Source organism: Bradyrhizobium sp. WSM4873 (genome assembly GCF_055811355.1).
In genome coordinates this window covers 17,254-43,251 of the sequence record NZ_JBVVPS010000033.1, presented here as the reverse complement: position 1 = coordinate 43,251, position 25,998 = coordinate 17,254, and the positions used below count along the sequence as shown (strand labels likewise).

Here is a 25,998-nt window from a genome sequence, read left to right as displayed (position 1 = left end):
GCTAGAATCCGGCGCGCGTTTTGCCGTATCCGGCCGGTGCCGTCGCGTTCGCATCGAGCAGCCAGCGCGCGCGGGGCTCTGCTTCCATCGTGTCGGTCATGCCGAGTGCGAGACGTTCGGCGCCGGCCCAGGCGATCATTGCACCATTGTCGGTGCAGAGCGCCGGCGGCGGCATGATCAATTGTGTTCCGGCTTTCCTCGCAACCTCATCCAAGGCGCCGCGGATCGCCTGATTGGCGGCGACACCGCCGGCCGCCACCAGCGCACGCGGCGCATCGAACTGCTCGCGGAAAAGTTTCAGACCCACGCTCAACCGGTCGGCGGTGGAATCGAGCACGGCAGCCTGGAAGCTCGCGCAGAGATCGCTGACGTCCTGCGGTGTGATCTCGACCAACCGGCTCGCTTCGTTACGCACCGCCGTCTTCAATCCCGACAGCGAGAAGTTGGCGTCGGGGCGTCCCTGCAGCGGCCGCGGAAATGCAAATCGCGCGGCATCGCCGCTGGCTGCCGCGCGCTCGACCTGCGGCCCGCCCGGATAGGGCAGGCCCAGCATCTTCGCGACCTTGTCGAAGGCTTCGCCGATTGCATCGTCGACGGTGGTGCCGAGCCGCACATACTGTCCGACGCCGGTGACGGCAACGATCTGGGTATGGCCGCCCGAGGCGAGAAACAGGCAATAGGGAAATTCGAGTGCGTCGGTCAGGCGCGGTGTCAGCGCATGCGCTTCCAGATGGTTCACCGCGACCAGCGGCGTGTCGTGCACCATCGCGATCGCCTTCGCGGTGGTGAGCCCGACGATGACGCCGCCGATCAGCCCCGGGCCCGCGGCGGCCGCGACACCGTCGAGCTGGGCGAAGTCGATGCCGGCCTCAGTCATGGCGCGGTCGATGATGCTGTCGAGCCGGTCGACATGGGCGCGGGCTGCGATCTCCGGTACCACGCCGCCGAAACGGGCATGCTCCTCGACCTGCGACCACACGATATTGGACAGGATCTTGCCGCTGCCGTCAGGCGCACGCTCGATCACCGCCGCGGCGGTCTCGTCGCAGGTGGTTTCGATGCCCAGTACCAGCATTGGCGAATTGTTATCCAATTTGCGCCCTTCTCACCCCCCTTGCGCTGATCCGCAAAGCAGAGTTCTGGTACGTCCGGTAGCATTCCGGGGTCGGCCAACGCAATCGTCACGCGCGGCCGTCCCTCGTGAAAGCGCCACCGCCACGTGGCTCGGGAACACAAGCGATGTCCATTCTTGTCACACGGCCGCATCCCGACAATGAGGCGACGTCGGAAAATCTGCGTGCACGGGGGCATGTGGTGCTGCTCGCGCCGGTGCTCAAGTTCGAGCCGGTCGCCTTCCATGACGAGAGTGAAGCAAGCTACAGCGCCGTCATTGTCACGTCGGCGAATGCAATTCGTGGTGTCGCACCGCAATTGCAGGACCTTGGTCTCCTGGAACTGCCGCTGTTCGCGGTCGGCGTGCACACGGCCGCCGCCGCGCGCGATGCCGGCTTTGCCGAGGTGGTCGTCGCCGGAGGCGATGCCGCCGCCTTGCGCGACAAGCTGATGCAGAGCGCGCGCGACAAGCGGCTCAGCAAAAAGAGCACGCTGCTCTATCTCGCGGGCGCGGATCTGTCGCGCGACCTCGGCAGTGAGCTGGGCGCCGAAGGCTTTAACGTCATCACGCAGACGACCTATCGCATGGCTCCGGTCAAGCTGTTGCCGCGCGATGTCTGTGAGGGCTTTGCCGCCCATGGAATCGAGGCGGTGCTGCATTACTCCCGGCGCAGCGCGCGGGCTTTCCTGGAGGCCGCGCGGGACGAAGGTGTCGAAATCTCGGCTCTGGCGATCCCGCAATGCTGCCTGTCCGAGACGGTCGCAGGCGTGCTGCGCGAGGCTGGTGCCTCGCAGGTTCTGGTGGCCGCGACCCCAGACGAAAATGCCTTAATTGACACCTTGGAGCGTGCTTTGCGCACCCGTTTGGCGTAAGAGGTCGGGCCGAATCCGACGCAATCGGGTCCGTTTAGGGCATGTAAGTGTGAGGAACCGTCACGATGGCCGACGACAAGCCTGAAGACGCAGGATTGGCTCCCGAGTCCGGCCGTGCCAAGCGCACTCCGCCCACCATTGACCTCGAGGCGACCGAAGTCTCGACCCAGCCGCAGGAGGTGGTGGGCGAGCCTGTGGCCGCGACCGAACAGGCCGCCGATGAGCAAGCCAAATTTGAAGAGGCCAAATCTGAAGAGGCAAAGTCTGAAGAGGGCAAGTCCGAACAGGCCAATGCCGCGCCGCAGCCCGAACCTGCCGAGGAAGAGTCATCCGTTGCGTCCGCGTCCGTATCGCCGTCGATTTCACCCTGGGTTATTGCTCCGTTCTCCGGCGCTGTCGCAGCCGCCATTGTGATCGCGGTCGGCTGGATGCTGGGCTGGCCTGCGGTGCAGGCGCCGGCTGCTCCGCAAGTGACGGGCGCAACGGTCGAGGCGCTGAGCGGTCGCGTGGCCGCGGTCGAAACCAAGGCGGGCAAGCCTGCCGCCGATCCGGCCATAATGGCGCGGATCGATGCGCTGGAGAAATCCGCAACGAGCCTGCGCAGCGACATCGCCACTCTGCGCGCGCAGTCCGACAAGACTGCCAGCGCCCTGAACGACGCGAAACCGGCGCCGTCTGCTGCCGCGCCAGATATTGCCGCTCTCAACGGCCGCCTCGCGCAGCTCGAGCGTGCCAGCAAAACCGAACGTGCGGAACTCGCACAGCAAAGCGAGAAGATCGCCGAGGCTAAGGCGATGGACGACAAGCCGCTGCGCCATGTGGTGGCGGCGGCCTTGCTCGATGTCGCCGTTCGCCACGGCGACGCTTACGAATCGCAGCTCGCCGCGGCGCGGTCGCTGGCAGCAAAGCCGGATATGCTTAAGCCGCTCGACACCTTTGCGTCGTCAGGCATTCCGACACCGGTCGCGCTCAGTCGCGAACTCCTCAACATCGTGCCGAAATTGTCGCCGCCGGCGGAAGCCCCGGCCAGCGGCACGGGAATCGTCGAGCGCCTTCAGGCGGGGGCGTCAAAACTCGTCCGCATCGAGCGTACCGATGGGGTGGGGACTGATCGCGGCGCCATCGTCGCGCGGGTGACGGCGGCTGCGTTGCGCAACGATTTCGTCGAGGCACGGCGCGAGTTGAAGACGCTGCCCGAGGCCGATCGCGCACCGGCACAGGCCTGGCTCGACAAGGCCGATGCCCGTGACGCCGCGCTCGCAGCCTCACGCAAATTCGCCGACGCCGCCATGGCGGATCTCGTCAAGCCTGGTCAATAAAGGTTCGCGCAACAATCTGCGCGTATAGGGATCGTCATGCTTCGCATCGTCCTCTTCCTCGTCCTGATCGCGCTGGCGGCGGCCGGCGCGGCCTGGGTTGCCGATCAGCCCGGCGACCTCGTCCTGACCGCGGGCAGTTTCCGCGCCACAACGACGCTTCCCCGATTCGTGTTCTTGCTTGGCCTCTTTGCCGCGGCAGTCGTGCTGGTCTGGAGCCTGCTGACGATGGTCTGGCGCGCTCCTGGGCGTCTGCGCCGCCGTCGTCACGAAAAGCGTCATGCGCGGGGCCGCCACGCCATTACCCACGGGCTGCTTGCGATCGGCCATGGCGACACCGCGCTTGCCCGTCGTCACGCCGATACCGCGCGGCGGCTGGCCGCAAACGATCCGCTTGCGCTACTCTTGCATGCGCAGTCGGCGCAGCTCGAGGGCAATCGCGACGAGGCCCAGCGCGTCTTCCGTGCCATGGCCGAGCGCGAGGACACGCGCCTGCTCGGCCTGCGTGGCCTGTTCATCGAGGCGCAGCGCGCCGACGATGCGGTCGGCGCCGTGATGATCGCCGAGGAAGCGATCAAGCTGTCGCCGTCCTCGACCTGGGCCTCGCATGCGGTGCTCGGCTTCCGCTGCGCGCGCGGTGACTGGAGCGGCGCGCTCGCGATCCTCGATTCGAATCTGTCCGCGGGCCTGATCGACAAGCAGGCCTATCGCCGCCAGCGCGGCGTGCTGCTCGCCGCCCGCGCGCTGGAATTGGAAACGATGGACCGCGACGTCGCGCGCGAGAGCGTGATGCAGGCGGTCAAGCTCGCGCCGACCCTGGTCCCGGCCGCGGTGCTCGCCGCAAAATTCGAGAGCGAGGCGCATCAGGTACGCCGCGCCATGAAGCTGGTGGAAACCGCTTGGCTCGCCAATCCGCATCCTGATCTCGCGGATGCCTATGCGCATGTGAAGCTCGGCGATTCCGCGCGGCAGCGTTTGCAGCGGGTCGAGACGCTTGCGGCCAAGATTCCTGCCGACAAGGCTGGTTATGTCGAGGGCCAGCTGGCGATCGCGCGCGCCGCGATCGATGCGTCTGAGTTCGCCCGTGCGCGCGCGGTGCTGGCGCCTTACGTCAACGATCCAACCCAGCGCGTGGCGCTGCTGATGGCCGAGATCGAGCGCACGGAGCATGGTGACGGCGGCCGGGCCCGCGCCTGGACCTTGCGCGCGGTGCGCGCCCGCCATGATCCAGCCTGGACTGCGGACGGTTATGTCAGCGACCGCTGGCGTCCGGTCTCCCCGGTCACCGGCCGCCTCGACGCCTTCCAGTGGCAAGCACCGGTCGCCAGTCTTCCATCCGACAAGGGCGCCATGATCGAATCCTCGGCCTTCGAGGAGGCCATGCTGGCGGCCCCGCCACCGAAGCGGGTGACGGCGGCCCCGAGCGAGAGCTCCGTGGAACCGGCTGTCATCGCGCCGGATCCGGCGCCTGCCGCGCAGGACAATTCGCCGCCCCTTGAGACCCATGAAATCTCAAAGGAAGCCGTCAAGGAGACCGCCAAGGAAACCGCCAAGGAAACCGTCAACGAAGAGCCGGTCGTCACGCCCGCCGAGCCGGTCAAACCTGCCCCTGAGATCGCCGAATCATCGCCCGCGGTGGCGACGCCGGTTTTCAGGACCCGCGCCGACCTCGGCAAACCTGCACCAGCGCCTATTCCCGCCGTCATCCCGATCGTCCGCGCCCCGGATGATCCCGGGATCGACGACGAGGGTCCGAGCGATGAATTTACGGAACAAATCGGCACGCCCAGGGACCATGCAAAGGCCCAGGCCGGCGGCTGGCGCGGATTCTGGTCTCGCTGGGGTGGGTGAGCGGCATTTGGGAGCCGGCTCCACCTTGCCAATTCGGGCCATGCCCGATATCAGGAGCGCGCGTATCGGGACCGGCCTCGCGCGGGCCCCGGCAGAGTTCGCCGCAATAGCTCAGTTGGTAGAGCACGTCATTCGTAATGACGGGGTCGGGGGTTCGAATCCCTCTTGCGGCACCAGCGCTCACAGCTCATTTGATCTCCGCACGCCAGACGTTCTGACCGGCGCAGACGGTCATCATGCGCGCACTGCGCAGATGAGTCCGGTCGAGCGCAGCCATTGCATCAGCGTGGCATCAATATCGCACGGCAGCCTGAGTGATCGTAATCACATAACCGCGCGATCGGCTCTCCTAGTGTCCAGCTCACGCCAAACACGGGGAGATTTCATATGCGCAAGATCATTCTGGTGGCCGCCATGGTGCTGGTCTCTGCCTCTGCCTCTGCCCAGGCCGGAGGCCCGCGCAGCCTGTCGCTGTCCGCGGTGAGCGAGCCGGCTTCGGCTCAGCAAATGGCGCCGGCGCTTGCTGCCGCGCCGACGCAGGTGAGCGAAGCAGCGCCAGCCGCCGAAGCTCCGAAATATCTCGATCGCCCGCCGGCGGTTTCGCTTGCTGCGCCTGCGGCGGCCGCCGGACCCACGACCACCCCGACGGCTACGACGGCCTCAGCGCCCGCGACGACGACCCAACCCGCCGCGAAGACCACCGCCAAAGCGGATAAGCCGAAGCACAAGCGCTCCTGGACCGAAGGCCGCATCGTCAGCGAGCTGCATCGCCACGGCATCTACTGGTAAGGTGCCTGCTCTCAAAACGCACATGGCCGGGACAAGCCCGGCCATGACGCAAGAGTTTTGGATCGGACTGGACGCGTTACTGCGAAACCGTCTGCACCACGCTTCCAATCGGACGTGCGCTCGAGGTCGGCACTTTCAGATCCTTCAGCAATGCTTCGTCATATTCCGGCAGCGACTCGAGCGTTGTCTTGGCCTTCATCTGCACGACCTTGTAGCCGCCGGCCTTGAGCCGCGCGAGCAGCGCCGGCATCGCTTCGCCGGTATGCTTCTGGAAGTCGTGCATCAGGATGATGCCCTTGCCGAGCTTGTCCAGCCTGGTCATCACGGTCTCGATGATCTTCTCCGGCGTGGCGCCCTTCCTGAAGTCGAAGGAGTCGATGTCGGTCGAGAACATCGCGACGTTGCGGGTGCCGAAATAGCTCACGATCGCCGGATTGTGCTGCAGCTGTGGGAAGCGGAAGAACGGCGCCGGGTTGGTGCCGAGCGCGTATTTCACCGCGCTAATGCCCTTCTCGACCTCGTCCTTGGCCATCTGCTCGGTCATCTTCTTGCCGTTCAGATTGACGTGCGACCAGGTGTGAGTGCCGACGGTATGGCCCTGGGCCAGCACCTGGCGCAGGATTTCGGGATGATAGGTCGCATGCTTGCCGACCGAGAAGAACAGGCCCTTGGTGCATTCATCCGCGAGCGCCTTCAGCACGGCGGGCGTGTTGACCGGCCAGGGGCCGTCGTCGAAAGTCAGCACGACCTCCTTGTCGGTGAGGAAGTCGAACTGCTTGAAATGATCGAAGCCGAAGCCCGGACCGCCGGTGGTGTCGATCTCGACCACGCGGGAGACGCCGAGCGCGTTCGGATTGGCGCAGGTCGATTTCTGCTGAACCGGCATCGGCGCGGGTGCGGGCGCCGGGGCGGCTGGCGCCGGCTTGGCCGCAATCGCCGCCGTGGTCGCGACGTCGTCCTTGGCGGCGAGCTTCGCCTGTGCCGGCAATGGATCGGCGGCACGGGCGGCAATCGTCTTGGGAGCGGCCTGGTCGGCGCGCGAGGAATAATAAAACCAACCGCCGGCGGCAATCACGACCGCCGCAACTACACTGGCCAGCATCAGGCCCAACGCATTACGCATCGCCATTCTTTCCAATTACGCAACCAAACTGGCGGAATTTCCCGCTTGCCGAGCCATTAATGCGAAGGAACAGTTAACGTGACACCAACACGACAGCGGATATGAAGGAATTTCAGCGAGGTGCGCCAACGTGACCATAGTCACAGAGGGTGGCCTCCCGTGACCGTCATCACAGTGGAAACTGTTTTGCTGGAGCATGGTCAATCCCATCAACAACGGGCCCGCTTCCAGCGGTGCCAATGGGAGCTTCAAATGACCAACTCGCTGAACACCAAGTCCTTGAGTAGCAAGATCCGCGACACCAGCCTGGCTCTGGGCTTTGCCGCCATCCTCTCGATCGCCTCGACCGGCTCGAGTTTCGCCTTCTCGTCCGAAGCGCAGCAGCAGTGCACTGGCGACGCCTTCCGTCTGTGCTCGTCGGAAATCCCGAACATCCCGAAGATCACGGCGTGCATGATGAAGCATCGTTCGGATCTGAGCACTGGTTGCCGCGCTGTGATGGACAAGGAACTCGCCAAGGGCGGCGCGTCACGCAAGGTCGCTGACGCCCAGGACAGCCAGTAAAGAGACAGTCAATAAGAGCCAGTAACAGCACGATAGCGTCGTTGCGTCTGTAAGCTCCCCTCGCGATGTGCCCCGGCGTCAAGCCGGGGCCACGCGGCGGCGCAAGCCCGCCTGCCAACAAAGCCGTTGCGGCCTCGGGATCGTCGCTCTAGCTTCCCCCGCACATCTTCCGGGTAAGAGGCATTACGCGATGACCAGAATTCTTTTCATCATTCCATTGATTCTGTTTGCATCGGCTGCGTCCGCGCAGCAGCCCGGTCACGACGCCTGTGCGCGCGACGTCACGCGCTTCTGCCGCCCGGTGATGAACAATGGCGATCAGGCTGTGCTCGCCTGCCTCAAGCAGAACCGTACGCGGCTCACCAAAGGCTGCGACAAGGTGCTGACGGATCACGGGCAGTAAGGCGTCGCTACGCACTCTCAAATCCTACGTGCTGCTTCCCGCCGCGGTGGCGACGACGGGCAGCACCTCACTTGCTGCCTGGTCCGGCGTCTCCTCTTTCCAGCGCACCGAGCCGAACGGACGCTCCAGCATGCGGCGGATCCGCACCGGATCGGGGCCGATGTGGAAATCGATCGCCTCCTGATGCAGAGCGCGTTCGGACTGCGTTGAGCGGTTGCGCTGGCGCAGATAGTCGAGCCATGTCGGACAGTGGTAGCGCTCGGTCCACAATTCGGGATCGGCGATGTCGCGCGCGATCGACCAGCCATAGGCACCGTTGCGCTGGCGAGAGAGCTGCACGTCCTGCATCACGTTGTGAAAGGCGCGCGCGTTCTCTTGGGCGACGCGGTATTCGATCTCGACCACCAGCGGCCCGCTGCGTGCCGTGAGCGACAGTTTGACTTCCGGATCCGCCAGCAAATCGGCATCTTCGTTGCGGGCGCCGACGCGCGGCATCGTGAGCCAGATCCCGAGCACCGGCGAGATCAGCATCAGCCCGGCGGCCGTCAGCAGCGCGAGCTCGACGCCGGCATAGTCGGTGAGATGGCCCCAGCCCCAGGCGCCGATCGCGATGCCGCCGGAAATCGAGGCCTGGAACGCCGCCAGCGAGCGGCCGGCGACCCAGCGCGGCGCCGAGAGCTGCACGCCGATATTGAACAGCGCGACGGCGGCCATCCAGACCGCGCCGGCGAGCACCAGCGCAGCCGCGGTCAGCACCGGCTCGGTGCTCACGGCGAGCGCGGCCATCGCGAACGCCATCGAGATGGTGCAGGCGCGGATCGCGGCTTCGCCGCTCATGCGCTTGCGCAATTCGTGGATGTTGAGCGCTCCGACCACGGCGCCCATGCCGAAGGCGCCGAGCATGATGCCGTAGGTCTGCGCGCCGCCATGCAGCAGATCGCGCGCCACCAGCGGCATCAACGCCATGATGGCGCCGCCAATCAGGCCCATCACCAGCGTGCGCAACAGCACGATCTTGATCGGCGGCGAATTGGTGATGTAGCGGAAGCCCGACACCATGGCGCGGTTGAGCTTCTCCCGCGGCAGCCGCGAGGGCTCGGTGTTGCGCCGCCAGAGCAGCAGCACCACCAGCAACGGCAAATAGAGGATCGCGTTACACGCAAATGCCGCGACGGCGCCGAGCGCGGCGACGATGACGCCGCCGACGGCCGGGCCGAAGCTGCGCGCGATGTTGTAGCTGATGCCGTTGAGCGCAACGGCCGACGGCAGGGCATCGGGCGGCACCTGCTCGCTGACGGAGGATTGCCAGGCCGGACCGAACAGTGCGTTGCCACTGCCGACCACGAAGCAGAACGCGAGCAGCGTTTCCGGGGAAATGTAGTTGAACCAGGCCAGGACCGTGAGCGCGGTCGCGCCGGTCAGCGCGATCATGAGCGCGATCAGGGTGACGATACGGCGGTCATACATGTCCGCGATGGCGCCTGCCGGCATCGAGATCAGCATGATCGGCAGCATCAAAGCGGTCTGCACCAGCGCCACCTTGTCCGCCGACGCCGCCATCTGCGTCATCGCCCAGGCGGCGCCCACGCCCTGGATCAGCAGGCCAAGATTGGAGAGCAGGCTGGCGAGCCAGATGCGCCGGAACACGGTGTACCGCAGCGGCGCCATGATGCCGTCGGCCGCAATTTTCTGACGGTTCGTCTGCTCGGTCATATCCCCTTCCAAATGGGCTGGCAGAAGTTGTCTTGACGTTGTCTTGGAGTGGTCTTCGGACGATTCCGGCAAGTTCAGTGATGCCCGCGAAAGTCCTTCGCTGTCCAGTGGTTAGGCCGGTATAAGCGGTGCACAGAGATGGTTTTGCGGGGGAGGAACAGATGAAGCTGTCACGACGGATGATCTTGCAAGCGGCCGGCAGCTTGCCCTTCGCAGTTGCGAGCTTGCGGACGGGCGCGCTGGCCCAAACGGCATCCGCCCCGCGGAGCGAGGTGCCGCCGATCCTGTTCGTCCACGGCAATGGCGATTACGACGCGCTCTGGATGACCACCATGTGGCGGATGGAATCCAACGGCATTGCGCGCGATCGCATGCATGCGATCAATTTCACCGATCCCAATGCACGAAGCGACGACAAGGTCGAGCAGGCGGCCCGCTCCTCGACCGAGGACCAGCGCCGCGAGCTCGCCGCCGCCATCGTTGAATTGAAGCGTCGGACCGGCGCAGCCCGCGTGGCGCTGGTCGGCAGCTCGCGCGGCGGCTATGCGATCCGCAACGTCATCAAGAACGGCGGCGCCGGCGATGTCAGCCACGCCGTGCTGTGCGGCACGCCCAATCATGGTGTGTTCGCGACCGACGACCAGCCCAACAGCGAGTTCAACGGCCGCGGCGCGTTCCTGCGCAGCCTCAATGAGGGCGAGAGCGAGGTGACGCCGGATGTCGCCTTCCTGACCTTGCGCAGCGACGGCATGGACAAATACGCGCAAGCCGATGGCCGTTTCATCGGCAAGCCCGGTACGCCAACCGGCGTCAGCGTCGAAGGTCCGGAGTTGAAGGGGGCCAGCAACCTCGTGCTCGGCGCACTCGATCATCGCGAAGTGGCGTTTCACCCCCGAGCCTTCCGCGAGATCTATAAGGTCATCGCCGGCCGCGAGCCCGCGCGCATTGCGATCATGCCGGAGGAGAGCGTGAAGCTGAGTGGCCTTGTTACCGGCACACCCGGCGGCGTGTCGACCAACCGCCCGGTGACGGGCGCAACGGTCGAAATATTCCGCGTCGACCCTGATACCGGGGAGCGCAAAGGCAGCCCTGTGCACAGCTCGAAGACCGGCACCGACGGTCGCTGGGGACCGGCGCAGGTCGAGCCTTCCTGGTCTCTCGAATTCGCCCTCGCATCGCCGGATGCGCCGACGACCCACATCTACCGCTCGCCCTTCCCGCGCTCATCGGACGTGGTGCATCTGCGCGCCGCGCGTCCGCTTGGGCCCGCGGACAAGGACGCCGGCGCTGTCGTGATCATGTCGCGTCCGCGCGGCTATTTCGGCCTGCCGCGGGACGTGGTGCTGCTCGACGGCAAGGAGCCGGCGGACGTCAAATCGGGTGTGCCCACGGATTCGACAGCAACATTGCGCCTTCCGGCCGGCGAGGTCGGGCGTATCATCGTAGCCCAATTTGGCGAAGAACGAATTGTGGCACGCGCCTGGCCTGCCTCGGAGAACAGGATTGCGATTGCCGAGCTGACTTACTAGCTATTTGCCTGCGTTACCTCTGCGGGAGAGAGCCATGAACATCGCCAGCGTGCGTCGGCCCATCGTCCCTCCGACCCCGCCGCGTGCGCCCGACGACATGTCGTTCCTCGGCCGGCTTGCCGTGCTCAAGCGAAACATGATCGCGACCTGGGGGCAGCGCGCCTACGAGGAAGACGTGATCGAGGGCCGCTTCTTCTTCCGCAACAGTTTCATCCTGAACCGGCCGGATGCGATCCGGCATGTCCTGCTCAGCAATTACGAGAATTATTCGCGCACCCCGGCGGGCATCCGCATGCTCCGCCCCGTGCTCGGCGACGGTCTTCTCATTGCGGAGGGCCATTCGTGGACGTTTCAGCGCCGCACTCTCGCGCCGGCGTTCACGCCGCGGGCGACGGCAAATCTCGTTCCGCACATGACCGCGGTGCTCGACGAGACCATCGCGAAGCTCGACGGGCGAACGAGCGAGCCGGTCGATCTGCGCGAAATCATGCAGCGCATGACACTGGAGATCGCCGGACGCACCATGTTCTCGTTCGGCATGGACCGGCATGGTCCGACCTTGCGCAACTTCGTCATGGAATATGGAGCCCGACTCGGGCGGCCGTACTTGCTCGACATGGTGCTGCCGCTGTCCTGGCCGAGCCCGATGGATTTTGCCCGTGCCCGTTTCCGCAAGCGCTGGACTGAATTCGTCGCGATGCTGATCGCCGAGCGGCGCGAGATGGGCAAGAAGGACGGCGCGCCGCCGCGCGACCTGTTCGATCTCATGGACGAGGCGCGCGATCCTGAAACCGGCAAGGGCTTTTCGGACGAACAACTGGTCGACGAAGTCGCGACCATGATCCTCGCGGGTCACGAGACCACGGCGACCGCGCTGTTCTGGGCGCTCTATTTGCTCGCGCTCGATCCCGATACGCAGGAGGAGATCGCCTCCGAGACCCGTGGCGAACATCTCGACAGCATGGCCGACATCGATCGCCAGAAATTCACCCGCGCCGCGATCGAGGAGACCATGCGGCTTTATCCGCCGGCCTTCCTGATCGCCCGGGCCGCGCGCGAGAAGGACAACGCGGCCGGCGTCGCCATCGGCAAGGGCGACATCATCATGATCGCGCCATGGCTGCTGCACCGGCACGAGAAGCTGTGGGATCAGCCGAACGCGTTCATTCCAAAACGCTTCGTGTCGACCGACGCGCCCGATCGCTTCGCCTATTTGCCGTTCGGTGCGGGTCCGCGCGTCTGCATCGGCGCACCGTTCGCGCAAGCCGAATCCGTGCTGGCGTTGGCCCGGCTGATCGGTGCGTTCCGCGTCGAGCTTGCCGATACCAGCCCTGTCATTCCGCTCGGCGTCGTCACGACCCAGCCGGACCGTTCGCCGCTGTTCCGCATCACGCGTCGGTGACAGGCGTTCGCCTGGCCGACGGCGTGATCCACACCAGATAGAGTTGCGCCATGAGCGATATCCAGGCCCAGTTTTCCGTTCTGAAGCAGACCGCCGATGCGAAAGTGGTCGACGCGATCGCGCGCCTCATCGAGGATGGCGAAGATCACGAGCTCAACCGCGTCAATGTCCTCGACTTCGCGAAGCAGCATGGTCTCGATGAAGAGCACGCGATCTCGGCATTCCTGCATTCGGCGCGGCTCGGTCTGTTCGATCTGGGCTGGAATGTGCTGTGCCCGGGCTGCGGCGGCGTGTTGGGTGCGCACTCGACCCTGAAAGCGCTCAAGCCCGACGACTATCACTGCGCGCTGTGCGCCTGCGGCTACAAGGCCTCCGTCGATGATCAGGTCGAAGTCTCCTTCACCGTCAATTCACGTGTCCGGCGCATTGCGGCGCATGATCCCGATACGCTTCCGGTCTGGGAGTACTTCAAGCAGGTGTTCTGGAGTTCCGGCGTCGACTTCAACAAGGAATCGTTTGCGACGCTCGCCAACGAGGTGACGCTGGATACGATGGAGCTGCCGGCCGGCGAGAAGGCGACCATGTCGCTGCAACTGCCGAACGATTTCATCATCATCTTCGAACCGGTGACGCACGCGGCCCATTTCATCGACGTGCAGGGCGAGCCCACCAAGGACCGTCAGCAGCTCGCCATCATGTACAACAGGGTGCAGGCGCCGACGGGAACCACCACCATGCGGCCGGGCCCGCTGCGGCTGTCGCTGGAGAATCAGGCCGGCGTGCGCGTGCTGCCGTCGGTGTTCATCGCGGCCGAGGCGCTCCATCACCTCATCGGCAAGCGCAAGCCGTTCCTGACAGCCAAGCGGATGCTGTCGAACCAGACGTTTCGCGATGTCTTCAAGGCGGACAATCTCAGTCTCGACCAGCGGCTCCAGATCACCTCGCTGACCTTCCTGTTCACCGATCTGAAGGGATCGACCGCGCTCTATGAGCGCGTCGGCGATCTCGCCGCCTTCGACCTCGTGCGCGCGCATTTCCATGCGCTGCTCGAGATCATCTCCTCCGAGAAAGGCGCGGTGGTGAAGACCATCGGCGACGCCGTGATGGCGACCTTCGTCCGTCCCGAGCATGCGATCGCGGCGGGTTTGCGGATGCGCGCGGCGATGGACGAGCTCAACAAAAAGCGCGGCACCGCCGATCTCATCGTCAAGATCGGCATCCACGAAGGTCCGTGCCTCGCGGTGATGCTGAACGAGCGGCAGGATTATTTCGGCCAGACCGTCAACATCGCCGCCCGCGTGCAGAGCCTCTCGACCGCGCAGGAGATCCACATCACCGGCCCGGTGCTGGATGCACCGGCGGTCGCCGAAGTCCTCAAGCAGCGCGAAATCAGGCCGATCCAGAAGCAGGCCGCACTGCGCGGCATCGCCGACAAGATGGTGGTGTACGAGATACCGTGAGGGATGTGGGACGATGCTGCCACATTCTCCGTCATTGCGAGCGCAGCACTACGCCTCTCCGAGTCGTCCTGGCGAAAGCCAGGACCCATTACCCCAGGGAGTAGTTTGGCGAAGACTGCTTGTTCGGGACGGGTACCGCGGACAATCGATAGATTCCGCGGTATGGGTCCTGGCTTTCGCCAGGACGACATCAGTGGAGATTGCCGAAACGTAATGCAACGCGCGGAACTGACGCACGTTGCGCCGGTTGAGTTTCCTGCTCATATAATGCTGGTAGCAGTCGCGCTCCGCGGCTTCATCGATTTCGGTAGGACCTTATGCTCGACGGCCTGCGCCAATTCATCGCCGACATTGTTGCTCCCCATGCCCAGGACCGCGCATTCGGTGACAGTGATTACCGGCTGGCGGCGACCGCGCTGCTGGTTCACGTGATTTCGCTGGACGGCCAGCCGACGGCTGCCGAGCAGCGCAAGTTGCACAGCCTGATCGAAAGCCACTTCGGGCTCGATCGTGGCACCGCGGATCGTCTGATCGCGGATGCGACGGAGGTCGAGGGCGAGGCGGTCGATCTCTATCACTTCACCAGCATCATGATGCGCTCGCTCGACGAAGAAGGCCGCAAGCGGGTCGTCCAGATGATGTGGGAGCTGGTCTACGCCGACGGCCAGGTCACGGAGTTCGAGGATAATGTGGTCTGGCGCGCGTCCGACCTGCTGGGGATTTCGCAGCGGGACCGGATCGACCTGAAGCACGCAGTCGCAGATCGTGCCGGCGGCCAGGTCAAGGACAGCGCAGTCGGTGGGTGATCCGTGTCAACACCGCCAATTGGCGGTTGTGCAGACCACATGACGAAACTTTAATGTAGCCTCGGGCTGCCCGGGTTCCGGATTTCCCCTGTTAATCCGTGGTTTTCCTGCTTCCCCCGTTTCCCGCTCAAGTGGCTATGCGGCGGACGCCGCTTGCCTGTCGCGCACGGCCTATGCTCTCGTTCCAGCATTGCGGGGCCAAAAAACTTACATCAAGAGACTTCGATCGTGACTGAGCGGGTAACGTTGATCACCGGTGCCTCGGCGGGCATCGGCACGGAGCTGGCGCGTGTGTTCGCCGCGAACGGACACCGTCTTGCGCTGACGGCGCGGCGCGCGGACCGGCTCGAGGCGCTCGCGAACGAGCTCGCCGCTAAGGGCGGCAAGAAGCCGATTGTGATCGCCTGCGATCTCCAGGAGGCGGATGCCGGCGAGAAGATCGCCGCTGCGCTCGCTGCCGAAGGCGTCGAGCTCGACAATCTCGTCAACAATGCCGGCTTCGGCGTATTCGGCGACGCAATCGAGCGCGACCGCGTCGAGCAGGTCGGCATCGTCGATGTGAATGTCCGGGCTCTGACGGATCTGTCGCTGCGCTTTGCCGATCAGCTCATCAGGAACAAGGGCGGTCTTCTCAACGTCGGATCGGTCGCCGGCTTTCTGCCCGGCCCCGGCATGGCCGTCTATTACGCGTCCAAGGCCTATGTCATTTCCCTGACCGAGGCCTTGCGGGCGGAGCTTGCACCGCATGGCGTTCGCGTCACCGTCCTTTGCCCGGGCCCGGTGCCCACCGAATTCCAGGCGCGCGCCCGCGTTGGGTCCGGACATGATACGGCCCTTCTCAATGTTCCTGCCGCCGATGTCGCACGGCAGGCCTATCGCGGCCTGATGGCCAACAAGCGGGCAGTGCTCCCCGGTCTGTGCATCAAGATGGTGCCATTCGCGCTGCGCTTCTTCCCGCGCGGCTTCATCCTGTACGCCACCAGCCGGTTTCAGAGGCAACGACACTAAAGGGAGCGCGCTTGGTCGGTCGTGGCCCGGAGCTTGCTTTCTATCGGGCGTGTGTGTGCGCAAACTCACACGAAATTAACGATCGCTTAGTTATGCTGGCGGTCTGAACCGATAGCACTCGCAGAGACCATGTCGTTCCGGACGGACAGATTTGGTGGCGCAGAAGTGGTGCCCTTCCCCAGAAGGACGCCGAACGTCGCCGCCTCCGAAACCCGGCTGCCGGTTCTGATCATCCTGCATCAGGAATCCTCGACGCCCGGCCGCGTCGGCAATGCGCTGCGCGCGCTCGGCCATCGCCTCGACATCCGCCGTCCCCGCTTCGGCGATCCGCTGCCCGAGACCCTCGACCAGCATGCCGGCGCGGTGGTCTTCGGCGGTCCCATGAGCGCCAACGATCCCGACGACTACATCCGCCGCGAGATCGACTGGATCGAAATCCCGCTCCGCGAACAGCGGCCGTTCCTCGGCATCTGCCTCGGCGCGCAGATGCTGGCGAAGCAGTTGGGGGCCCGCGTCGCGCCGCATGCGGATGCGCTGACCCAGATCGGCTACTACCCGATCCGCCCGACACCCGCGGGACACCGGCTCTGCCCGAATTGGCCGGCGCGGGTCTATCATTGGCATCGCGAAGGCTTCGAGTTGCCGGTCGGCGCTGAACTGCTTGCCGAAGGCGATGATTTTCCGGTGCAGGCATTCCGCACCGGCAACGCTTTCGGCGTGCAGTTCCATCCTGACGTGACCTACGCGATGATGCATTGCTGGACCACGCGCGGCTATGACGGCCTCAGCGCGCCCGGCGCGCGGCAGCGGCATCACCATTTCGCGGACCGTGCCGTCTACGATGCCGCCGAACGCGCCTGGCTCGATCATTTCATCGACGGCTGGCTGACGCGGCGGCCGGTTCTGGCGCAAGCAGCCGAGTGATCGCGCCTTAGCGCAAGCTCTTCTCATCCGTTTGTATGCTAGGCTCATTGTCAACGAGCGCGCGCGAACGCGTGCCGGCAAACAAAGGGAGAGCGCCATGGCCTACGAACACATTCTCTATGAGGTCAGCGACAAGGTCGCGACCATCACGCTCAACCGTCCCGATCGCATGAATGCGTGGACGCCCATCATGGAGCGCGACGTGCGCCATGCGATGGAAGCATCGAGCGCCGATGACAATGTCCGCGTCATCGTGATCACCGGCGCCGGCCGCGCCTTCTGCGCCGGTGCCGACATGGATGCATTGAAGGGGCTCGACCCCGATGATGTCAGGCGCGCGTCGAACCTGCCGCCGTTCGACATGAATCGGCGGCCCGATTGGCAGACCCGCTACGGCTTCTATCCGTCGATCGGAAAGCCTGTCATCGCCATGCTCAATGGCGCGACCGCCGGCATCGGCCTCGTCCACGCGCTCTATTGCGACCTGCGCTTTGCCGCCGACAACACCGTGTTCACCACCGCCTTCGCCCGGCGTGGTCTGATCGCCGAGCACGGCATCAGCTGGATGCTGCCGCGAATCGTCGGCCACGCCAACGCGATGGATCTGTTGCTCTCGGCGCGCCGCGTTTCGAGTGACGAGGCGCTGCGGATCGGGCTGGTGAATCGGCTCTGCTCGCCCGAGAAGCTGCGCGAGGAGACTTACGCCTATGCGCGCGACCTCGCCGATTTCGTCTCGCCGAGCGCGATGGCCGTGATCAAGCGGCAGCTCTACGAGGTGCCGTTCCAGACGCTGGCGGAGGCGACGATCGCAGCCAACCGGGACATGATGGTGGCGCTGAACGGCAGCGATTTCAGGGAGGGGGTCGCGAGCTTCATGGAGAAGCGGCCGCCGAGGTTTACGGGGAAGTAGGGGGGATTTCGGATGGAGCCCGCCGTCGCCCTTCGGGCTATGGCGGGGCAGCCTTCGCTCACTTCGCCGCGAGAGACCTTCCGGGCTTGCCTAGCCGTAGCTCGCGAAGCGAGCGAAGGCTGGTGGAGCCAGGCGGGATCGAACCGCCGACCTCGTCATTGCGAACGACGCGCTCTCCCAGCTGAGCTATGGCCCCTTTTGTAGGCCGCTCTGGTCAATGCGGCCGACAACCGGGCGCCATTTAAGTCCCCGCCAAGGTCAAGTCAAGGACGGCTGTAACCCGGTTTTAGCCATCCCGGCACCGACTTCCCTTGTTTGGACCGGGGGGAACCGATATCTAGCAAAAGACGTCAATCCCGACCGAAGCCAGAGTTTTCAAAAGCCATGCGTGCCGTTCTCGACATCGTCATCATCGTGCTCGACCTCTACGTCTGGCTGCTGATCGCGTCCGCGATCCTGTCCTGGCTGATCGCCTTCAACGTCGTGAACACCCGCAACCAGTTCGTTTCGGCGGTGGCGGAGTTCCTGTACCGAATCACGGAGCCGGTCCTGGCACCGATTCGCAATTTCCTGCCCAGCCTCGGCGGCCTCGATATCTCGCCGATTATCCTGATCCTGCTCATCATGTTCATCGAGCGGGTGATCCTGTACTACATCTACCCGAACGTGATCTAAGTCGACTGGAGCGCCCTGGGTTGCCAAAGAACCTTGTCATCAAGGAACCTTGGCGTTACGGGGCCGCAGGAATCAGCATCGCGCTACGGGTAACGCCGCGCGGCGGCCGCGACGATATCGACGGGATCGAGCAGCTCTCCGATGGCCGCAGCGTGCTCAAGGTGCGCGTCCGCGCCATCGCCGATGGCGGCGAGGCCAACAAGGCCGTTCTGGTGCTGCTGGCGAAATCGCTTGGCGTGCCCAAGGCCAGCGTCAAACTCCTGTCGGGAGCGACCTCGCGGCTGAAGCAGATCGCGGTCGACGGCGATCCGGCGCGGCTCGGCGAAGCCCTGCGCCAGCTCGCGTCAGCCAAATCGACAGACTGAGGGAACTGACATGACCGCCAAGATCATCGACGGAAAAGTCATCGCCGCGGAACTTCGCGCCCGCGTCGCCGACGAGGTCGCACGCGTCAAGCGCGAGCACAATCTGGTGCCGGGCCTTGCGGTGGTCCTGGTCGGAAGCGATCCGGCGAGCGAGGTGTATGTCCGTTCGAAACACACCCAGACCCAGGCCGCCGGCATGGCCTCGTTCGAGCACAAGCTGCCGGCGGACGTCTCGCAGGCAGATCTCCTGGCGCTGGTCGCAAAACTCAACCGCGATCCTGCCGTGCACGGTATTCTGGTGCAACTTCCGCTGCCCAAGGGCCTCGACACCGAAGCCGTGGTCAATGCCATCGATCCCGCCAAGGATGTCGACGGGCTGCATCCGAACAATGCCGGCCGCCTCGCCGGCGGTTTCGAGGCGCTGTCGCCCTGCACGCCGCTCGGCTGCATCATTTTGACCAAGAGCGTGCATGCCTCGCTCGAAGGCATGAACGCCATCGTCATCGGCCGCTCCAACCTCGTCGGCCGCCCGCTGGTGCAGCTATTGCTGAACGAGAACGCCACGGTGACCATCGCGCATTCGCGCTCGCGCGACCTGCCCGGGCTCGTGAAGTGCGCCGACCTCGTCTACGCCGCGGTCGGAAAGCCCGAGATGGTGCGCGGCGACTGGCTGAAGCCGGGGGCGACCGTGATCGACGTCGGCATCAACCGGATTCCGAAGGACGACGGCAAGACGCGTCTCGTCGGCGATGTTGCCTATCAGGAAGCGCTCGCAGTGGCTGGCGCCATCACGCCGGTGCCGGGCGGCGTCGGCCAGATGACGGTCGCCTGCCTGCTCGTGAACACGTTGCGCGCGGCTTGCGCGATTGCCGGGCTGCCGAAGCCGGCGGTGTAACGCCACTCTCGTGTCCCGGACGCGGCGCGGCATGAAATGACGCGACGCTGAGCCGGGGCACGAAAACTCACCCGTTCTTCTTTTTCTCGCGATCGATGCCTTCGAGGATCAGCTTGTGCGCATCCTCAGGGCCGCCCCAGCGCAGGATCTTCACCCACTTGCCGGGTTCAAGATCCTTGTAATGTTCGAAGAAGTGCTGGATCTGCTGGAGCGTGATGTCCGGCAAGTCGGAATACGACTTCACCTTGTCGTAGCGCTGCGTCAGCTTCGACGACGGCACCGCCAAAATCTTCTCATCGCCGCCGGCTTCGTCTTCCATGAACAGCACGCCGACCGGGCGCACGCTCATGACCGCGCCGGGGATGATGGCGCGCGTGTTGATGATGAGAACGTCGCAGGGATCGCCGTCATCGGACAGTGTGTGCGGGATGAAGCCGTAGTTCCCGGGGTAACGCATCGGCGTGTAGAGGAAGCGGTCGACCACCAGCGTGCCGGCTTCCTTGTCCATCTCGTATTTAATCGGTTCGCCGCCCACGGGGACTTCGATGATGACGTTGACGTCGTGGGGGACATTTTTCCCGATCGAGACCGCATCGATACGCATTCAAGGCTCCGTTGTTGCCGAGGTTAAATCGCACCCGGCAGCGATTTTGGCGCTGTCATACGCGGGCTTGGCCCGCTGATCCATCGCGTTTTTGTGAAATAATGAATCCAGCGATCACCGGCTCAAGGCAACGGTATCGACGGAAGGAAAACGCTGCCGGCGGGACTTCAGCAGCTCAATTGGTCCAAGCGAAGGCAACCTTGTCGAGCGACTTCGGCCCGAAACGCTCCGAGGAGCGTGCCACCATGCGGCCGCCCAGGGCGCGGTAGAACTCGGTGGCCGGATCGTTGTCCGAGAGCGCCCACACCACCATGCTCTTCAGGCCGCTCTGCATCAGGTCGCGGCGGGCCGCGGTGAAGAGGCGGCGGCCAAAGCCCAGGCCCTGGAATTCAGGACGCAGATAGAGCTCGTAGACCTCGCCGTCGAAATGCAGGCTGCGGGCGCGGTTGCGGCCATAATTGGCGTAGCCTGCGATCTTGTCGCCGAACACCAGCACGCTGACGCGGCTGCCCTTGCGGATCGCGCTGTCCCACCATTGCGGACCGCGGCGGTTGATCAGCTTTTCCAGTTCGGCGCCGGGAATGATGCCCTGATAGGCGGAGCGCCAGGCTTCGTCATGGGTGGACGCCACCGCAGTTGCATCTGCGGCTTTGGCCGGCCGGACCTCGATCAGGGTTGTGCTCATGGACGTGATCAAACCAAGTCGCCGCGCCGGCGGCAAGACCTATCCTTAATTATCGGTTAACCTGTGGACTTTCTGCATCAGTATTTGCACCGTGTTGTACCGAAAAAAGACAAGACGCCGATTCGAATGGCACCGGGGTGCTCTGCGCCGGTGCAAAACTGCTTTGCGGCAACGAATGAACGGCAATGGCAACGCAGAAAGTCTGCCGATATTGATTCGTTCCTACTAGTCTGACTGTCGCTGTTCTCGCCTCCGGCAATTCATGCGACTTCTCAACGTCCTCGTGCTTCTGGCTCTGTTGGACTTGCTGACTGCGCCACCCGTGTGCGCTCAGGTCATTTTTGGTGCGTCCGGAGCGGAGGGCGATCAGTTTCGGCGGCAGCAATGGCGCGTGCCGTCGCCGGATACCGACATCGCCGCTCATGCCCTGCTGTTTCGCCCGCCGGGTGCCGGCCCGTTCCGGCTTGCGGTGATCGCGCATGCTTCAACGCAAAATGGTTTGCGGCGCGCGCAAACGCCACAGCCGGAATACCGCGCACTCGCTGCGTTCCTCGTCGCGCGCGGGTTCGCCGTGTTGGTGCCGGAACGGCTCGGCCATGGCGTAACAGGCGGCCGCTATGTCGAGGACCAGGGTGGCTGTGACGAGGCGGACTATGCGCGCTCGGGCCGCGCAACGGCCGACGAAATCGCGCTAGCATTGGACTATGTGCGAAAGCAGGATTTTATCCGCAAGGACGCCGCGATCGTGATCGGCCATTCCGCCGGCGGTTGGGGTGCGCTGGCGCTCGCCAATGCCGATCCGAAGACGATCTCCACCATCATCGCCTTTGCGCCGGGGCGCGGCGGCCATGCCAATGACGAGCCGAACCGGATCTGCGCGCCGCATACGCTTCTCGCGGCGGCGGCTGAGTTCGGCAAGGCCGCGCGCATCCCCGTCACATGGATCGTTTCCGCCAATGACAGCTACTTTGCGCCGAAATTTTCGCTCGCGTTGGTCGACGCGTTTCGGCGCAGCGGCGGCAAGGTCGAGTTCCGTGCGCTGCCGGCCGTGGGCAGCGAGGGTCATTGGATGATCGAAGCCGAAGCCGGTGTCAAAGCTGCCAGTGCCGAACTCGATCGCGCGCTGAAGCCGGCGGCTGGCAAAAAGCCATGACGCTGACTTTCCTGATATTGGACAATCGCTGATGCCCAAATGGCCCGACGATGACGTCATCCTGTTCGACGGCGTCTGCATCTTCTGCTCGCGCTGGGTCCGCTTCGTCGCGCAACGTGATACAGCGAAGCGATTTCGCTTCACGCCGATCCAGTCGGACTATGGCGCCCGGCTCGCACGCACGTTCGGCATCGATCCCGATGATCCCGACACCAATGCCGTGGTTCATGGTGGCGAGGTGTTCATGAAGTCGGACGCTGCGCTGACGGTACTGTCGCAGCTTCCCGGCTGGAGCTGGGTGAGCGCGTTGTTCGCCGTGCCGAAAGCGTTGCGCGACCCGGTGTACAGCCTCATCGCACGCAACCGCTATCGCATCTTTGGCAAGTACGATGCGTGCTTCGTGCCTGATGCTGATTTGCGGGCGCGGGTGATCGAGTGATCCGTCACGCGAGCGGAGCGTGTGGTTACGGTTTGCCCGAAACCCCCAGCACTTCCTGCGCCGCCCGCTCCCCTGAGTCCCTCGCCCCGTGCGCGGTCGAGAAAAAGTTCGGCGACGTCGCCTCTCCCGCAAAGAACAGCCGCCCATCGACCGGTGCCGCCAGCACGGCGCGGTCACCGGCGTGGCCGGGCAGCGCGTGCGAATATGAGCCCCGCGCGAAGGGGTCGTGCGCCCAGCGCGACTGGTAGAGCGGCCTCAGCTTTCGCCTGATGTCGTTGCCGAGCAGGCCCGCGATCTCGTCGATGCTTTGCGCGGCAATCGCGCCGTCGCCGGCATCTTCCAGTTCGCGCGCAAAGCTGCCGCCGAAAAAGCCTTCGATGCAGGGCTGGCCGAACGGGCGGATATGATAGGTGCCCATGTCGGTGCGCATCGTGGCGCCACGCAAATTACCTTCTTTCGGGAAGGCTTCGGCATCGTCGAGCGCTAGCGTGATCTTGTCGTCGACGCCGAGCGGCAGGCCGGCCGCGGCATCGACCTTGGCGAGGAGAGGGGGCGAGAAGCGGATCGCCTCATTGGCGATCAGGTTGGTCGGCACGGTGACGATCACCTTGTCCGCACTCAGCGCGCCCTGCGATGTCTCGATGCGGATGCGCTGGTCGGAATGATCGATCAACGTGACGTTACAGTTCAGCGCCACCGGGCATGGCGCGCCATAGGCCGTGATCAGAGCGCCGTAGCCGCGGCGGACGCGCCAGTTGAGGTCACTGTCCTCATAGGCGTCCCAGTCCAGCGTCGACATGTCCTTCAGTTCGCAGCCGTTGATATAGGTCGAGATCGCGTCGATCATGGGATTCCAGCGATTGCCGGGCTCCAGGCTCAAGCTCGCGGGGACATCCTTGCCCTTCTGGGCAGTCGTCCACAGCCGCTGATAGAAGGCGTCCATCGCGTGCATGAAATCGTCGCGCTCGGCTTTCGGAAACGCGTTGCCATAGGCGCGCTCGCGCCAGGGCGGGAGGTCCTTGTTGACCTCGAAGCCGAGCTGCTTTGCAATCGCGACGAAGGAGTTATTGTCCGCCGAATGCAGCCAGCCGCAGCCGACGTCGAAGGTGACGTCGGGCGAGGCCTGCACCGTCCAGGCCCGCCCGCCGAGCCGGTCGCGCGCCTCGATCACGACCACGGAGAGGCCGGAGCCTGCCAGTGCATGCGCCGCGCCGAGGCCGGCGGCGCCCGCACCGATGATCGCGACGTCAACGGAGGAGGGGAGGGACATAGCGGTCAATTTCATCGTCATGCCCGGGCTTGTCCCGGGCATCCACGTAATTGACACCAGTATCGAAGACGTGGATGGCCGGGACAAGCCCGGCCATGACGCATTCGTCGTGTGTCCGAGTGGCCTTAAGCCACCGCTTCCTTGGACTTTTCCGCGCGCTTGCGCTCGTTCGGGTCGAGGTGCCGCTTGCGCAGCCGGATCGACTTCGGCGTGATCTCCACCAGCTCGTCGTCCTCGATATAGGCCAGCGCCTTTTCCAGCGTCATGCGGATCGGCGGGGTCAGGCGCACGGCTTCGTCCTTGGAGGTCGTGCGGATGTTGGTGAGCTGCTTGCCCTTGAGCACGTTGATCTCGAGGTCGTTGTCGCGGGTATGCTCGCCGACGATCATGCCCTTGTAGACCTTCCAGCCCGGCTCGATCATCATCGGGCCGCGATCTTCCAGCTTGAACATCGCGTAAGCCACCGCTTCGCCTTGGTCGTTGGAGATCAGCACGCCGTTGCGGCGGCCCTGGATCTCGCCCTTGTACGGCGCGTAGCCGTGGAACAGGCGGTTCATGATCGCGGTGCCGCGGGTGTCGGTGAGCAGTTCGCCCTGGTAGCCGATCAGGCCGCGGGTCGGCGCGTAGAACACCAGCCGCAGGCGGTTGCCGCCGGACGGCTTCATCTCGATCAGCTCGGACTTGCGCTCGCTCATCTTCTGCACGACGACGCCGGAATGCTCCTCGTCGACGTCGATGACGACTTCCTCGATCGGCTCCAGCGTGGCGCCGGTGGCCTCGTCTTTCTGAAATACGACGCGCGGACGCGACACCGAGAGCTCGAAGCCCTCGCGGCGCATGGTCTCGATCAGGATCGCGAGCTGCAATTCGCCGCGGCCCGAAACTTCCATCGCGTCCTTGTCGGAGGCTTCGACGACCCGCAGCGCGACGTTTCCTTCCGACTCGCGCAGCAGGCGGTCGCGGATCATGCGGCTGGTCACCTTGTCGCCTTCGGTGCCGGCGAGCGGCGAGTTGTTGACGATGAAAGACATCGACACTGTCGGCGGGTCGATCGGCTGCGCCACCAGTGGGGTGTCGACCGACGGATCGCAGAAGGTATCGGCGACGGTGCCCTTGGTCAGGCCGGCGATCGCGACGATGTCGCCTGCCTCGGCCTCGTCGAGAGGAGTGCGCTCGATGCCGCGGAAGGCGAGGATCTTGGTGATGCGGCCGGTCTCGATGGTCTTGCCGTCGGCGCCCAGCACCTTCACGGCCTGGTTCGGCTTGATCGAACCGGAAGAGATGCGGCCGGTGATGATGCGGCCGAGATAGGGGTTGGCTTCCAGAATGGTGCCGATCATGCGGAACGGGCCTTCCTCGACGGTCGGCGGCGCGACATGGCGCACGATCAGGTCGAACAGCGGCTGCATGCCGGCTTCCTGCGATCCATCCGGGCTGTCGGCCATCCAGCCTTGCTTGGCCGACCCGTAGAGGATCGGGAAGTCGAGCTGCTCCTCGCTGGCGTCGAGCGCCGCGAACAGATCGAACACCTCGTTGATGACTTCGGTCGCCCGCGCGTCGGGACGGTCGACCTTGTTGATCACGACGATCGGCTTCAAACCGACCTTGAGCGCCTTGGAGACCACGAATTTGGTCTGCGGCAGCGGGCCTTCGGCGGCGTCGACCAGCACCAGCGCGCCGTCCACCATGTTGAGGATGCGCTCGACCTCACCGCCGAAATCGGCGTGGCCTGGGGTGTCGACGATGTTGATGCGAGTGTCCTTCCACTGCACCGAGGCCGCCTTGGCCAGAATGGTGATGCCGCGCTCGCGCTCCAGATCGTTGGAGTCCATGGCGCGTTCGGTCACCTTCTGGTTCTCGCGATAGGTGCCGGATTGCTGGAGGAGGCGGTCGACCAGGGTCGTCTTGCCGTGGTCGACGTGGGCGATGATGGCGATGTTGCGAAGGTTCATGAGTGAGCTTCTTTGCGGTCGGACAATGGGTTAAGCGCGATCTCGCCGGTCAGACCGGGACCTCTTCTCGAAACAACGCTTGAAGACTGGAAACGGGGCGCTTTCCGCCCAAAAGGGAAAGCCCGGCATATCGACCGGGCACCCTACGCGTTGCGGCGCAATATAGGCAAAAACGG

General features: G+C 64.7%; 25 protein-coding genes and 2 tRNA genes. 19 read left to right on the top strand and 8 right to left on the bottom strand.

Annotated elements, in window-relative coordinates; translation table 11 throughout:
• Window position 1: 1 nt before the first annotated feature.
• Window positions 2–1,075, bottom strand: coding sequence for a tRNA (adenosine(37)-N6)-threonylcarbamoyltransferase complex transferase subunit TsaD (gene tsaD / locus AC0L21_RS31225; protein ID WP_473265588.1), 1,074 nt, complete (start codon window positions 1,073–1,075; stop codon window positions 2–4).
• Window positions 1,076–1,239: 164 nt separating this feature from the next.
• Here tsaD and AC0L21_RS31220 point away from each other — a divergent pair, with 164 nt between their 5' ends.
• The 5 genes from AC0L21_RS31220 (at window position 1,240) to AC0L21_RS31200 (ending at window position 5,942) form a co-directional block, all read left to right on the top strand.
• Window positions 1,240–1,986: a uroporphyrinogen-III synthase gene (locus AC0L21_RS31220; protein ID WP_473265587.1), complete on the top strand. Its 747-nt coding sequence runs from the start codon at window positions 1,240–1,242 to the stop codon at window positions 1,984–1,986.
• Window positions 1,987–2,051: 65 nt separating this feature from the next.
• Entirely contained in the window at window positions 2,052–3,305 is a 1,254-nt protein-coding gene (locus tag AC0L21_RS31215; protein ID WP_473265586.1) for a COG4223 family protein, read from the top strand.
• A 36-nt stretch (window positions 3,306–3,341) separates the two neighbouring features.
• On the top strand, window positions 3,342–5,153 hold the full coding sequence (locus tag AC0L21_RS31210; RefSeq protein WP_473265585.1) for a heme biosynthesis HemY N-terminal domain-containing protein: 1,812 nt from the start codon (window positions 3,342–3,344) through the stop codon (window positions 5,151–5,153).
• Window positions 5,154–5,253: 100 nt separating this feature from the next.
• Window positions 5,254–5,329 (top strand) — tRNA-Thr (locus AC0L21_RS31205).
• A 211-nt stretch (window positions 5,330–5,540) separates the two neighbouring features.
• Entirely contained in the window at window positions 5,541–5,942 is a 402-nt protein-coding gene (locus AC0L21_RS31200) for a hypothetical protein (RefSeq protein WP_473265584.1), read from the top strand.
• A gap of 76 nt (window positions 5,943–6,018) precedes the next feature.
• Here AC0L21_RS31200 and AC0L21_RS31195 read toward each other — a convergent pair whose 3' ends face one another.
• A complete protein-coding gene (locus AC0L21_RS31195) occupies window positions 6,019–7,065 on the bottom strand; it encodes a polysaccharide deacetylase family protein (protein WP_473265583.1) in 1,047 nt (348 codons plus the stop codon).
• Window positions 7,066–7,317: 252 nt separating this feature from the next.
• On the opposite strand from AC0L21_RS31195, the gene AC0L21_RS31190 reads away from it, so the two are divergent.
• Window positions 7,318–7,629: a hypothetical protein gene (locus AC0L21_RS31190; protein ID WP_473265615.1), complete on the top strand. Its 312-nt coding sequence runs from the start codon at window positions 7,318–7,320 to the stop codon at window positions 7,627–7,629.
• Between the two features lie 190 nt (window positions 7,630–7,819).
• Window positions 7,820–8,032, top strand: a complete 213-nt coding sequence (locus AC0L21_RS31185) for a hypothetical protein (protein ID WP_473265582.1) — start codon at window positions 7,820–7,822, stop codon at window positions 8,030–8,032.
• A 24-nt stretch (window positions 8,033–8,056) separates the two neighbouring features.
• Here the strand turns inward: AC0L21_RS31185 and AC0L21_RS31180 are convergent, their stop codons facing one another.
• Window positions 8,057–9,745, bottom strand: coding sequence for an MFS transporter (locus tag AC0L21_RS31180; protein WP_473265581.1), 1,689 nt, complete (start codon window positions 9,743–9,745; stop codon window positions 8,057–8,059).
• A gap of 161 nt (window positions 9,746–9,906) precedes the next feature.
• On the opposite strand from AC0L21_RS31180, the gene AC0L21_RS31175 reads away from it, so the two are divergent.
• The 7 genes from AC0L21_RS31175 to AC0L21_RS31145 all read left to right on the top strand — a co-directional run bounded on the left by AC0L21_RS31175 (window position 9,907) and on the right by AC0L21_RS31145 (window position 17,784).
• Window positions 9,907–11,274 carry a hydrolase gene (locus tag AC0L21_RS31175; RefSeq protein ID WP_473265580.1) on the top strand — a complete coding sequence of 456 codons (1,368 nt, stop codon included), beginning with the start codon at window positions 9,907–9,909 and terminating at the stop codon, window positions 11,272–11,274.
• Between the two features lie 34 nt (window positions 11,275–11,308).
• Window positions 11,309–12,676 carry a cytochrome P450 gene (locus AC0L21_RS31170; RefSeq protein ID WP_473265579.1) on the top strand — a complete coding sequence of 456 codons (1,368 nt, stop codon included), beginning with the start codon at window positions 11,309–11,311 and terminating at the stop codon, window positions 12,674–12,676.
• 50 nt (window positions 12,677–12,726) lie between these two features.
• The gene (locus tag AC0L21_RS31165; protein ID WP_247474935.1) at window positions 12,727–14,136 is read left to right on the top strand and encodes an adenylate/guanylate cyclase domain-containing protein; all 1,410 of its coding nucleotides are present in this window, start codon (window positions 12,727–12,729) and stop codon (window positions 14,134–14,136) included.
• 317 nt (window positions 14,137–14,453) lie between these two features.
• Window positions 14,454–14,942 carry a tellurite resistance TerB family protein gene (locus tag AC0L21_RS31160; protein WP_007604151.1) on the top strand — a complete coding sequence of 163 codons (489 nt, stop codon included), beginning with the start codon at window positions 14,454–14,456 and terminating at the stop codon, window positions 14,940–14,942.
• Between the two features lie 228 nt (window positions 14,943–15,170).
• Window positions 15,171–15,950, top strand: coding sequence for an SDR family NAD(P)-dependent oxidoreductase (locus AC0L21_RS31155; protein WP_473265578.1), 780 nt, complete (start codon window positions 15,171–15,173; stop codon window positions 15,948–15,950).
• 129 nt (window positions 15,951–16,079) lie between these two features.
• The gene (locus AC0L21_RS31150) at window positions 16,080–16,874 is read left to right on the top strand and encodes a glutamine amidotransferase (RefSeq protein WP_473265577.1); all 795 of its coding nucleotides are present in this window, start codon (window positions 16,080–16,082) and stop codon (window positions 16,872–16,874) included.
• A gap of 97 nt (window positions 16,875–16,971) precedes the next feature.
• Window positions 16,972–17,784, top strand: a complete 813-nt coding sequence (locus AC0L21_RS31145) for an enoyl-CoA hydratase (protein WP_007604155.1) — start codon at window positions 16,972–16,974, stop codon at window positions 17,782–17,784.
• A 120-nt stretch (window positions 17,785–17,904) separates the two neighbouring features.
• Here the strand turns inward: AC0L21_RS31145 and AC0L21_RS31140 are convergent.
• Window positions 17,905–17,980, bottom strand: a tRNA-Ala gene (locus AC0L21_RS31140).
• A 188-nt stretch (window positions 17,981–18,168) separates the two neighbouring features.
• Here AC0L21_RS31140 and AC0L21_RS31135 point away from each other — a divergent pair.
• From AC0L21_RS31135 to folD, 3 genes are read left to right on the top strand one after another with little or no spacing between them, the layout of a single operon-like run.
• Window positions 18,169–18,459 carry a YggT family protein gene (locus AC0L21_RS31135; RefSeq protein WP_007598721.1) on the top strand — a complete coding sequence of 97 codons (291 nt, stop codon included), beginning with the start codon at window positions 18,169–18,171 and terminating at the stop codon, window positions 18,457–18,459.
• A gap of 20 nt (window positions 18,460–18,479) precedes the next feature.
• On the top strand, window positions 18,480–18,824 hold the full coding sequence (locus AC0L21_RS31130; protein ID WP_027566322.1) for a DUF167 domain-containing protein: 345 nt from the start codon (window positions 18,480–18,482) through the stop codon (window positions 18,822–18,824).
• Between the two features lie 10 nt (window positions 18,825–18,834).
• Entirely contained in the window at window positions 18,835–19,719 is an 885-nt protein-coding gene (folD, locus tag AC0L21_RS31125; RefSeq protein WP_473265576.1) for a bifunctional methylenetetrahydrofolate dehydrogenase/methenyltetrahydrofolate cyclohydrolase FolD, read from the top strand.
• Between the two features lie 67 nt (window positions 19,720–19,786).
• Here folD and ppa read toward each other — a convergent pair whose 3' ends face one another.
• Window positions 19,787–20,323 (bottom strand): inorganic diphosphatase, encoded by a 537-nt coding sequence (gene ppa, locus AC0L21_RS31120; RefSeq protein ID WP_211394934.1) that lies wholly within the window; start codon window positions 20,321–20,323, stop codon window positions 19,787–19,789.
• Window positions 20,324–20,498: 175 nt separating this feature from the next.
• A complete protein-coding gene (locus AC0L21_RS31115) occupies window positions 20,499–21,008 on the bottom strand; it encodes a GNAT family N-acetyltransferase (RefSeq protein WP_007598725.1) in 510 nt (169 codons plus the stop codon).
• Between the two features lie 262 nt (window positions 21,009–21,270).
• Here AC0L21_RS31115 and AC0L21_RS31110 point away from each other — a divergent pair, with 262 nt between their 5' ends.
• Both AC0L21_RS31110 and AC0L21_RS31105 read left to right on the top strand, forming a co-directional pair.
• Window positions 21,271–22,161, top strand: a complete 891-nt coding sequence (locus AC0L21_RS31110) for an alpha/beta hydrolase family protein (protein WP_473265575.1) — start codon at window positions 21,271–21,273, stop codon at window positions 22,159–22,161.
• A 31-nt stretch (window positions 22,162–22,192) separates the two neighbouring features.
• On the top strand, window positions 22,193–22,600 hold the full coding sequence (locus AC0L21_RS31105; RefSeq protein ID WP_473265574.1) for a thiol-disulfide oxidoreductase DCC family protein: 408 nt from the start codon (window positions 22,193–22,195) through the stop codon (window positions 22,598–22,600).
• Between the two features lie 25 nt (window positions 22,601–22,625).
• On the opposite strand, the gene AC0L21_RS31100 is transcribed toward AC0L21_RS31105, so the two are convergent.
• Both AC0L21_RS31100 and typA read right to left on the bottom strand, forming a co-directional pair.
• Window positions 22,626–23,870, bottom strand: coding sequence for a flavin monoamine oxidase family protein (locus tag AC0L21_RS31100; protein ID WP_473265614.1), 1,245 nt, complete (start codon window positions 23,868–23,870; stop codon window positions 22,626–22,628).
• A 125-nt stretch (window positions 23,871–23,995) separates the two neighbouring features.
• Window positions 23,996–25,822: a translational GTPase TypA gene (gene typA, locus AC0L21_RS31095; RefSeq protein ID WP_473265573.1), complete on the bottom strand. Its 1,827-nt coding sequence runs from the start codon at window positions 25,820–25,822 to the stop codon at window positions 23,996–23,998.
• Between the last annotated feature and the right edge of the window lie 176 nt (window positions 25,823–25,998).

What these genes read in the sequence shown, in the direction of transcription:
- tsaD (WP_473265588.1), bottom strand. Translation starts at nt 1,075, where the DNA reads ATGCTGGTACTGGGCATCGAAACCACCTGCGACGAGACCGCCGCGGCG.
- AC0L21_RS31220 (WP_473265587.1), top strand. Translation starts at nt 1,240, where the DNA reads ATGTCCATTCTTGTCACACGGCCGCATCCCGACAATGAGGCGACGTCG.
- AC0L21_RS31215 (WP_473265586.1), top strand. Translation starts at nt 2,052, where the DNA reads ATGGCCGACGACAAGCCTGAAGACGCAGGATTGGCTCCCGAGTCCGGC.
- AC0L21_RS31210 (WP_473265585.1), top strand. Translation starts at nt 3,342, where the DNA reads ATGCTTCGCATCGTCCTCTTCCTCGTCCTGATCGCGCTGGCGGCGGCC.
- AC0L21_RS31200 (WP_473265584.1), top strand. Translation starts at nt 5,541, where the DNA reads ATGCGCAAGATCATTCTGGTGGCCGCCATGGTGCTGGTCTCTGCCTCT.
- AC0L21_RS31195 (WP_473265583.1), bottom strand. Translation starts at nt 7,065, where the DNA reads ATGCGTAATGCGTTGGGCCTGATGCTGGCCAGTGTAGTTGCGGCGGTC.
- AC0L21_RS31190 (WP_473265615.1), top strand. Translation starts at nt 7,318, where the DNA reads ATGACCAACTCGCTGAACACCAAGTCCTTGAGTAGCAAGATCCGCGAC.
- AC0L21_RS31185 (WP_473265582.1), top strand. Translation starts at nt 7,820, where the DNA reads ATGACCAGAATTCTTTTCATCATTCCATTGATTCTGTTTGCATCGGCT.
- AC0L21_RS31180 (WP_473265581.1), bottom strand. Translation starts at nt 9,745, where the DNA reads ATGACCGAGCAGACGAACCGTCAGAAAATTGCGGCCGACGGCATCATG.
- AC0L21_RS31175 (WP_473265580.1), top strand. Translation starts at nt 9,907, where the DNA reads ATGAAGCTGTCACGACGGATGATCTTGCAAGCGGCCGGCAGCTTGCCC.
- AC0L21_RS31170 (WP_473265579.1), top strand. Translation starts at nt 11,309, where the DNA reads ATGAACATCGCCAGCGTGCGTCGGCCCATCGTCCCTCCGACCCCGCCG.
- AC0L21_RS31165 (WP_247474935.1), top strand. Translation starts at nt 12,727, where the DNA reads ATGAGCGATATCCAGGCCCAGTTTTCCGTTCTGAAGCAGACCGCCGAT.
- AC0L21_RS31160 (WP_007604151.1), top strand. Translation starts at nt 14,454, where the DNA reads ATGCTCGACGGCCTGCGCCAATTCATCGCCGACATTGTTGCTCCCCAT.
- AC0L21_RS31150 (WP_473265577.1), top strand. Translation starts at nt 16,080, where the DNA reads ATGTCGTTCCGGACGGACAGATTTGGTGGCGCAGAAGTGGTGCCCTTC.
- AC0L21_RS31145 (WP_007604155.1), top strand. Translation starts at nt 16,972, where the DNA reads ATGGCCTACGAACACATTCTCTATGAGGTCAGCGACAAGGTCGCGACC.
- AC0L21_RS31135 (WP_007598721.1), top strand. Translation starts at nt 18,169, where the DNA reads ATGCGTGCCGTTCTCGACATCGTCATCATCGTGCTCGACCTCTACGTC.
- folD (WP_473265576.1), top strand. Translation starts at nt 18,835, where the DNA reads ATGACCGCCAAGATCATCGACGGAAAAGTCATCGCCGCGGAACTTCGC.
- ppa (WP_211394934.1), bottom strand. Translation starts at nt 20,323, where the DNA reads ATGCGTATCGATGCGGTCTCGATCGGGAAAAATGTCCCCCACGACGTC.
- AC0L21_RS31115 (WP_007598725.1), bottom strand. Translation starts at nt 21,008, where the DNA reads ATGAGCACAACCCTGATCGAGGTCCGGCCGGCCAAAGCCGCAGATGCA.
- AC0L21_RS31110 (WP_473265575.1), top strand. Translation starts at nt 21,271, where the DNA reads ATGCGACTTCTCAACGTCCTCGTGCTTCTGGCTCTGTTGGACTTGCTG.
- AC0L21_RS31105 (WP_473265574.1), top strand. Translation starts at nt 22,193, where the DNA reads ATGCCCAAATGGCCCGACGATGACGTCATCCTGTTCGACGGCGTCTGC.
- AC0L21_RS31100 (WP_473265614.1), bottom strand. Translation starts at nt 23,870, where the DNA reads ATGTCCCTCCCCTCCTCCGTTGACGTCGCGATCATCGGTGCGGGCGCC.
- typA (WP_473265573.1), bottom strand. Translation starts at nt 25,822, where the DNA reads ATGAACCTTCGCAACATCGCCATCATCGCCCACGTCGACCACGGCAAG.